The sequence below is a fragment of the Salinimicrobium oceani genome, assembly GCF_012037645.1.
In genome coordinates this window covers 1-652 of sequence record NZ_JAAVJR010000179.1, presented here as the reverse complement: position 1 = coordinate 652, position 652 = coordinate 1, and the positions used below count along the sequence as shown (strand labels likewise).

General features: G+C 43.4%; 1 protein-coding gene. It reads left to right on the top strand.

Annotated features, from left to right (window positions below; all coding sequences use genetic code 11):
• Window positions 1-43: 43 nt before the first annotated feature.
• On the top strand, window positions 44-652 hold a 609-nt coding region (locus tag HC175_RS16125; RefSeq protein WP_168139424.1), incomplete at its 3' end, for an enoyl-CoA hydratase/isomerase family protein.

Sequence of the window (652 nt, the reverse complement as noted above, 5' to 3'; positions counted from 1 at the left end):
ATAAAGGCACTATCTTTAAAGTTCATTTTCCAAAATAAATAATATGGATTTCAATAATATACTTTTCGAACAAAGCGGAAATATCGCTTATATAACCATCAACAGACCAACAAAACTTAATGCACTAAATAAAACCACTATTGCTGAGCTTAATGAAGCTTTTACTGCTGCGGAAGAAATTGGGGATATAAAAGTGATCATCCTTACCGGAAGTGGAGAAAAAGCCTTTGTGGCAGGAGCCGATATTAGTGAGTTCGCAAATTTTTCTGTGGAAGAAGGACAGCGACTTGCAGCCGAAGGTCAGGCAAAGCTTTTTGATCTCGTAGCTCATTTTCCCAAACCTGTTATAGCCGCTGTAAACGGCTTTGCACTTGGCGGCGGATTAGAACTTGCCATGGCAGCACACTTCAGGATCGCCAGTGATAACGCAAAAATGGGCCTACCCGAAGTCTCCCTGGGAGTTATTCCGGGTTACGGCGGAACTCAAAGGCTACCCCAATTGGTTGGTAAGGGCAGAGCTATGGAAATGATTATGACAGCGGGAATGATCGATGCAAAACAGGCCCTGGAATACCACCTGGTAAACCACGTCACCTCACAGGAAGACCTTATTCCCTTGGCTGAAAAAATTGCCGGTAAGATCCTGAACAAT